The organism is Alteromonas hispanica (genome assembly GCF_010500915.1).
Classification (GTDB): Bacteria; Pseudomonadota; Gammaproteobacteria; order Enterobacterales; family Alteromonadaceae; genus Alteromonas; species Alteromonas hispanica.
In genome coordinates, this window is record NZ_JAAAWP010000019.1 from 1 (window position 1) to 7455 (window position 7455).

Consider the following 7455-nt stretch of genomic DNA (forward strand, 5'->3'; position numbering starts at 1 on the left):
CCGCCAGCGTTCAATCTGAGCCATGATCAAACTCTTCAATTAAATATATCGAATTATGAATCGTCGTATAGACACTCTTAACGAGTGCCCACACAGATTGTCTTGTCTAAATTGTTAAAGAACATAGTGCAGAATCATGACGCTTTTTGTCGTGACTTCTGCGCAAGGAGGACCAACATTACTCTCAGTTGATTCGTATTCCTTGCCAACCGCGAAGCGCGTTGCTTCTTGGTGACTCACCCTGTTCGAGTGAGATGCGCATTATACGCTGGAAGTTTTTGCTGTCAACACTTTTTGAAAATTTATTTTCTGAAGCGCTTCTTCGAAACTCCCGTCTTTACTGCCTTACAAAGGTAGTAGAGACTAACTTCGCGGTGTCTGCCGTTTGGCTTTTCCCCCGAAGCGGATGCGCATTTTAGGGATCTGAGCGCTCACGTCAACAAGTATTTTAATAATTATCTGACAAAGTGAACCAACCGTCTAATTTTTAGTCAGATGTGATATTAAGTAGACAATGTGGACTAATTACTAATAGGATGAAGGTTAAGATCCTATATGGTAGTAGCCACTAAGTGGTTAACGTATGTTGCCGATAACAACATTATTGTTTTTATTATTGTTGTTCATTGGGCAGATTTTTGTGCAGCAACACAAAGAAGTCGAACACTCAGCATCGTTATAACGCTACACAATAATTATAAAAGGTGGATTTATGTCAAGAACGGTAATTATTCTGTCGGCATCACTGTTATCAGCAAGCCTACTTAGCCTTAATGATGTTGAAGCGTCCGTTGCGCAAAATGCAGTAGAAACTGTTTCGTCAGAAATAGAGACTGAAGCGGGCGCGCAAAACGAAGTTGTTCCAGAAGAGGAAGCTAGCAAAGCTACGCGTTTTCAAAAGGCATTTTTGAAACGCCAGGTTGACGAAGCGATGTCTGTTGGCCGTGCGATCCGTTCAATTTCAAGCCACTATCCTCAAGACGTAGTATCTGTAGTGGATATTGCACTAGACACCTACCCTGAAAAATACCGCGAAATTATCTTTGCCGCTATCTCAGCACAGCCATCATCCACAGAAGAAATTGTTAAATTGGCGATTGAGAAAGAGGTAAGCAGCTGCCCTAACATTGTTAAGTTGGCTATTACCGCAGAACCCACGTATGTGGATTTTGTAGTACACGCTGCTGCAATGGCAACGCCAGAGGAACTCGATGAAATAGTGCGGGTAGCCGTGCTAACTCAACCAGATTCTGCCGATAGTATTGTACAAACACTATCTCAAGAGCACCCAAACAAAATTGTTGAAATAATGACAAGTGCACTTAATGCTGTGCCATTCGTTGGCGAATATGTGGTAGACGCGTTATTAGCGGTGTTTCCTAATAAAGCAGAAAAAGTAGTAGAAACTGCAGTTCGCGAGTCTTCGCAGCAACGGGAACACGTTATGCGTATTTTAAATACAGCTAACAATTCGGGAGTCTCGAAAGTAAAGCTTAAAGAGTATGCCCTATCTGCGGGATTGAGCGAGAGTGACTTCGCGAGTGCTGTTAAGTAGTAAGATAATTAACTGATTAGATGGTGGTGTGGACTAACTCAATTAGTGAGAGAAGTTAGTGCTCAAGAAAACCGAAAAGCCTAGTAGAAGATTTTTACTAGGCTTTTTTAGTTGTAGGTCGTAAGGTATTACTTCAACATCAATCATCGCATGTCATAAAGCATGGCGGCTTCTTTATAAAGCATTAACTCAGCCTTCAATAAATCTACCTTTGCTTTAATCTCTTTAATTTGAGCTTTTATTTCATTTTGTACCCGCGCATTCAATACAAACATGTCGCTGTCCCCGGCATCAAAGCGGGTTCTCTCTACCTGTGATAAACGTCTAGCCAGCGATGCGTTTTGACTTTGCAGCTCTGCAATGTCTTTCGCCTGTGTCCAAAATACATAGGCTTGCTCAAAGCGTTGGGTTATCGACTGCTGTATTGAGGTAAACTTGTGTCCCAGCTCTCTTTGTTTTGATAGCAATTGAGAACGTTCTGCCTTCGCCTTTCTGTTACCCAATGGGTAGGAAAAAGAAAGGCCAAGTTTCGTTTCTGTTCCCTCTAGCGTTTCTGAACCTGCCCCCACATCACGAGCAATAGACGCCTGCAGATCTAGCTTTGGCAGTAACGCATTATTTGCCAATGCAGTTTTATTTTGTACCACCCGCTGCTCTAACTGTAATACATCGAGCTCGGGGTGTTGCTTTAAAGCCTTTCGCAATGCAATAAGCTGTGCATCGCCCACCCAAAACGGCCATTCAATGTTATTCGGAGGAGTATCAGCATTGAACGACAGCATGTCGCCTTGCGGTGAGCGCCAATAAAAAGACAGCATTTGTGCGTGAGAGTCTCGCTTTTGAGTGAGCTCAGCAAGCAGCAATCGCTGCTGCATCAGGTTTGCCTGAAACTCTACCAATACAATATCTGCTAAGTCGCCCTTTTCCACCCGCGTACTTAATGCTTTTTCTCGCTCTTGCGCTGTTTCCAATAAGTTTTGTACCGCTTTTATTTGCAGCGCGCTTTCATACCACGATATGTATTCGTTCACGCCTTTATAAATAAAGCTGTTGATCATACTCGTAGCTTGAGCTTCCCACTGGGCGGTGGCTAACCCCGCGTTGCGAAGCTCTGTTCTACGCTTATCTATTTCGCGATTTTGCAACAACGACATGGCAACGCCAATACTAGCTTCGCCGGCAGACAATGTATCGTAATCACCTTCATAGGCCGGAAAGTCGCCACCGGCAATACGGTATTCTGTAAACACATTGGCGTTATAATCTTCAACCGGATTGGTAAAGCGCTGCGTTAAATTTGTGCCGTCGTAATAACCGCTTACTCTGCTTTTGGTTTTTTGCTCAATGAAGGGATCGAAGTTGCTGCGCGCAATCTCTAGCTCTGCAGCAGCCTGATAATTCCCTTCATTAATAGCAAGTACATAAGGATGATAGCGGGTCATGCTTTCAATAAAGTCATTGATGCTGGGCGCAGGCACTTTACTCGAGCTATTCTCCATTGCATTTACGCATGTACTAGCTATACCGCTAAACATGAATGCGTAAACAGCAGCTTTAACCACCTTTTTCACAAAAAACCTTTTCGTATTTATCATAACCGACCGCTTCCTTTATCACTTGCGGTAGTTTTTGGCTGCGTTGTGGGCTTAGGAGGGAAATTATTGAGCTGACGCCACAGTTCATAACCCAATCGCACTTCTTCTAATAAAATCCATGCTCTTACCTGACTCCCCAATCGGGCTGAGCTTTCGGCGGGCCAAGCAATATCATCCTCATCGGGCTTTATCCATACCTGAAAATCGCCGGTTGTACTCGCTACTGGCTCTACGTAAACAACCTCACCACCGAAGGTGCCTATAGCTGCACCCGGCCAGCCACTAAACTGAAAGACCGGCCAGCCATCAAATTGAATACGCGCTTTAGCCCCGGGCGTTACTAAGGGGGCATCTAGCCCTCTTACCGTGACACGCACACTTCGCTTGGCATCTGCGGGAATAAACTGCCCTAAAATGTCGCCCGACTTTACAAAGGTAGAAACCCCACCTGACAACAGCCTAACAACCGTACCATCAACCGGAGCCACTTTTGTCTGCGTTGACTGTCTTGATAAGGTCATACTTACATCGTTGATTTCTGTTATCGATGCCGCTGCTTTTGCTCTAAGCTCTTCCACTTTTATCTGAGCGTTCTCTACCTCTTTTCGTGATACCAGCCCCTGCTTTTCAAGGCTGATTTGCCGTCTTAAATTATTTTCTGCATTTCTAACCGCAGTCTCATTCGCTTGATTTTTCAAGTTTGCGGCGGCTAATTGCGACTCTAATTTTTCTAAGCGCTGAGCGTCTATGTCGATAAGCGTCACAATAGGTTCGCCAGCTTTTACCTGCTGCCCTTCTCTCACATGCCATTTTTTCACTTGGCCATCAACCAAGGCATTGATAGGCTGCATGCGATCTTCGGGGTCGAGAGAATCTACCATTCCAGTGCCATACGCCGTTTGGATCCAAGGCGTAAAGTACAAAATAAAACAAGAGGCGATGATCAAAAAGCCTATAATACCGCACACCACTTTGTGCAGCTTAGGTACACGCATAGCGGGCAGCGACTTCATGTTGTCTAAAAAACGGCTTTCAGTATTGTTCATTTAGCTGCCCTCCTTGTCTTTACTTTCCGACATCTGACTATCTGCAGCGCCTTGGTCGCTCTGCTCGTACATTGTTACCTCTACATCATCATGTAAGTGCAGCAAACCTGTTGCGCACTGAGACAAAGGCGTATTAGTAAAATACAGTACCGTAAAATCGTGGCTTTTCAGTCTTTCGAGCAAACGTATTCTCAAATCTGGCGGAATGGCATCAAAGTGCTGGTTCAAAATAAGAATTTGAGGTTTGGCAATAATAGCGGCAGCTAGCTTTAATAATAAAAACTCTAGTGGTTGCAGCGGCGCACCAAGCACCGATACTTGAGTTTGTAAGCCCTCTGGCAATGCATCAATTACCGTGGTTAGCTCAACTTCTTCTAAAGCCTTGCGAATATCAGCTTGGGTTGCTTTTGGCTGAGCGAGTTTCAAGTAACGCTCAATTGAAACTTCAATAATAAGCGAGCGATCGAGAATAGTGACGGCCTGCCTAAGCTCGTGAATATCGTAATCATTCAAACTCAGGTTATCTATTGTAATCTCACCCGTGCGCACTGGTTCGTAACGCTTTAATAGACCAAGAAGCTCTCGCTGCACCCAGCTTTTGTCTGTAGTAACAAAGTATTGTGAGCCAGGCTCCAAAGTAACGTCTATATTGCAATGATCATTACCATATTTGAGTTGGAGCTTGTTAAACACCAGCTTCGAAGACTCTGGAATATGTTCTGCATCTGAATGCATCGACTCTTGGGGAATAGACAAAGCATTGCCCAGCTTTTCAGCCGCACCGTATAGCTCGTAATACAACTTCAGATACTGAGTGAAACGAGATAGCCCTAAGAAAACCGACGACATAACTAGCTCTGCAGCCACCAGCTGGCCAATGGACAACTGCCCTTGCACAACCAACACGCCGCCAATACCTAGCAAAGACGCACTCGCTACCGCATAAAGTAGTAAGAACATCACCACTTGAGAAAAGGTGTAATGAAAGTGATTTTTGTGCTTTTGAATATAGTTGCTGATCAAGGCTTCAGTGCTCTTGCCAGCATATTCGACATGGTCTGCCGATTTGAAAAACTCATGGGCACTGGCGATATCGTGAAGCCATTTCGCAGAGTTATATTTGGCTGTAGAAAGCTCGATAGCCGTGCGCTTTGCTCCGCGCCCCCAAATTTTCCACACCGCATACATGACAAGAATAAGAATAACGTTAAACGCCAATAAGGTAGGGTGATAAAACGAGACCAACGTAAAGCCCACCAGCATTTGTAGCACTAGCGCAAAACCATCGACCATGAGTGAGGGAATGTTTTTCTGCAGGATCATGATGTCGAAATAGCGCTGCGTAATGCTGATATTTTGACGGCCTTCGAAATAGCTATGCGGCGCCATTATTGTGCGAAGGCCTAAATCTGAGGTTAAACGGGCATACACTTTTCGCTCATAATATTCCATTATTCGGGTGCGCAAGGCACTGAACACCCCAGAGGTAAATAAGGTAAGAAACAATACTATGGCCAATATCACCACGGCTCGCGTAGAGCCAATGTTTGCGATGCTGTTTATTAGTGTTTGAACCGCAATAGGTACTGCTAGTGTTAACAAACCAATTGCAATGCCGTAGGCAATAGCCACAGAAAAGAAGCTAGCTTCAGGCTTTAACAACGAAAACAGCGTTTTACGCGTTTGACGCAGATTAATTACTTTTCCCATAATAGTATCTTCAATATACCCGCAAGCTCATTTTTTACAGTGTAATTTAATATTTAATAAGATTAAATCTGTTATATTCTTCTAACTTCATCGACAAAACCTTAGTTGTATAACTAATTATTACAACTAACGCTTAGCGTTCCCCAAAAAGCGGTTTATATGCACCATTTAAATTATCATCATCTTTACTATTTCTATCTAGTCGCGCGGGAAGGCAGTATTGCGAAAGCAGCAAAACTTCTCCATGTCACCCCTCAAACAGTAAGTGGGCAGCTAAGTACGTTCGAGAACCAGTTAGGCTATTCCCTATTCGATAGAATAAACAAGCGCCTGTATCTGAACGCTAAGGGAAAATTGAGCTATCAGTATGCCAGTGAAATATTTCACAAAGGCAACCAACTCGCTGAAATTCTCAATACAAACGACGAAGTCAATACGAAGGAGTTCGTCATAGGTATTACTAATGGCGTTCCTAAGGTGCTCTTTTTTGACTTTGTACACCATACCATGCGCCAGTTTGCGAATGTAAAGTATGTGATAAAAGAAGATAGCTTTGATGGATTATTAAAAGAATTAGCGATTAATGCGGTAGATTTTATAATGGCGGATAGAGGTATAGCGCCGGGAACACAGGTAAATGCAAACAGCTATTTCCTTGGAGAAAGTTCGTTAAGCTTTTTTGCTAAACAGCCACTTGGTAATGATCAGCGTTTCCCAGAATGCTTAAACCACATGCCGCTATTAATGCAAGGTAACACTTCAGGTATAAGGCATGCGCTAACCAGCTGGCTTGAAGCAGAGCAACTTTATCCAAAAATTGTGGCCGAATTCGATGACAGTGCACTATTAAAGCTATTTGGCAGTGAAAATTTTGGCGTATTTTGTGCGCCTTCAGCAATAGCTGATCATGTAGAAGCGCAATACAACGTACACTGCATTGGTAAAGCAGATAGTTTGAGCGAGCGCTACTATGCGATAACAGGCAAAAGCCGAGCAGAGTACACACTAAGCGAGCATATTGTAGAAACGGCAAGAGGCCTGTTCACACGCTAATGTGGTTTACTTAAGCACGCGGTGTTAGGCCGTGAATTTAGCTTTTAGCCTTTGCACTTTTCAATGCAGAGCTCTACTTGCGCTTCACCATAGCGGTCATCGAGTGATTTGTGCGCTTCTTCCCTTACTTTTGCCCAGTCGAAACGCCCACGCCCAATATACGCATGCTCAGCAAGTGCCTCAACAGCCTCGAAACACCCACCTTCCACCATTTGTTCTACTATCATTGAAGTTATCCTGCTCTTCAAACCGGCTTTTTAAATCATAAACAAATAATATCCTATTCACCGTATAACAGCCTTTGAACTTGGGTATCGCGCTATCACAATTTGTATGTTGGCTGATAACATTGCCTACAACGACCTGCTGATAAATGGGGTCAGAACCTGAGGTATCCCCACAAATAATGACTAAAATTCAGTAAGATAAAAAATAAAGGGAACATTCATGACGTTTGGTGATCAGATCTTTCGCCAAAAACAAATGAAGGTTAAAC

General features: G+C 43.6%; 6 protein-coding genes. 2 read left to right on the forward strand and 4 right to left on the reverse strand.

Going from position 1 to position 7455, the window contains the following annotated elements:
- Nucleotides 1-712 precede the first annotated feature (712 nt).
- Entirely contained in the window at nt 713-1555 is an 843-nt protein-coding gene (locus GTW09_RS17310; protein WP_203565823.1) for a hypothetical protein, read from the forward strand.
- 143 nt (nt 1556-1698) lie between these two features.
- On the opposite strand, the gene GTW09_RS17315 is transcribed toward GTW09_RS17310, so the two are convergent.
- From GTW09_RS17315 to GTW09_RS17325, 3 genes are read right to left on the reverse strand one after another with little or no spacing between them, the layout of a single operon-like run.
- Nucleotides 1699-3150, reverse strand: coding sequence for a TolC family protein (locus tag GTW09_RS17315; RefSeq protein ID WP_239059462.1), 1452 nt, complete (start codon nt 3148-3150; stop codon nt 1699-1701).
- Nucleotides 3147-4196 (reverse strand): HlyD family secretion protein, encoded by a 1050-nt coding sequence (locus GTW09_RS17320; RefSeq protein WP_071980700.1) that lies wholly within the window; start codon nt 4194-4196, stop codon nt 3147-3149. Before GTW09_RS17320 ends, GTW09_RS17315 begins: the two co-directional genes overlap by 4 nt.
- Complete coding sequence (locus GTW09_RS17325) at nt 4197-5906, reverse strand: ABC transporter transmembrane domain-containing protein (RefSeq protein WP_163112873.1); 1710 nt, start codon at nt 5904-5906, stop codon at nt 4197-4199.
- 159 nt (nt 5907-6065) lie between these two features.
- Between GTW09_RS17325 and GTW09_RS17330 the strand changes: the two genes are divergently transcribed.
- Entirely contained in the window at nt 6066-6959 is an 894-nt protein-coding gene (locus tag GTW09_RS17330; protein ID WP_163112874.1) for a LysR family transcriptional regulator, read from the forward strand.
- A gap of 44 nt (nt 6960-7003) precedes the next feature.
- Here the strand turns inward: GTW09_RS17330 and GTW09_RS17335 are convergent, their stop codons facing one another.
- A complete protein-coding gene (locus GTW09_RS17335) occupies nt 7004-7186 on the reverse strand; it encodes a hypothetical protein (protein WP_163112875.1) in 183 nt (60 codons plus the stop codon).
- Nucleotides 7187-7455: the final 269 nt, after the last annotated feature.

Coding starts and splice junctions, on each gene's coding strand:
- GTW09_RS17310 (WP_203565823.1), top strand. CDS start 713: ATGTCAAGAACGGTAATTATTCTGTCGGCATCACTGTTATCAGCAAGC.
- GTW09_RS17315 (WP_239059462.1), bottom strand. CDS start 3,150: ATGATAAATACGAAAAGGTTTTTTGTGAAAAAGGTGGTTAAAGCTGCT.
- GTW09_RS17320 (WP_071980700.1), bottom strand. CDS start 4,196: ATGAACAATACTGAAAGCCGTTTTTTAGACAACATGAAGTCGCTGCCC.
- GTW09_RS17325 (WP_163112873.1), bottom strand. CDS start 5,906: ATGGGAAAAGTAATTAATCTGCGTCAAACGCGTAAAACGCTGTTTTCG.
- GTW09_RS17330 (WP_163112874.1), top strand. CDS start 6,066: ATGCACCATTTAAATTATCATCATCTTTACTATTTCTATCTAGTCGCG.
- GTW09_RS17335 (WP_163112875.1), bottom strand. CDS start 7,186: ATGATAGTAGAACAAATGGTGGAAGGTGGGTGTTTCGAGGCTGTTGAG.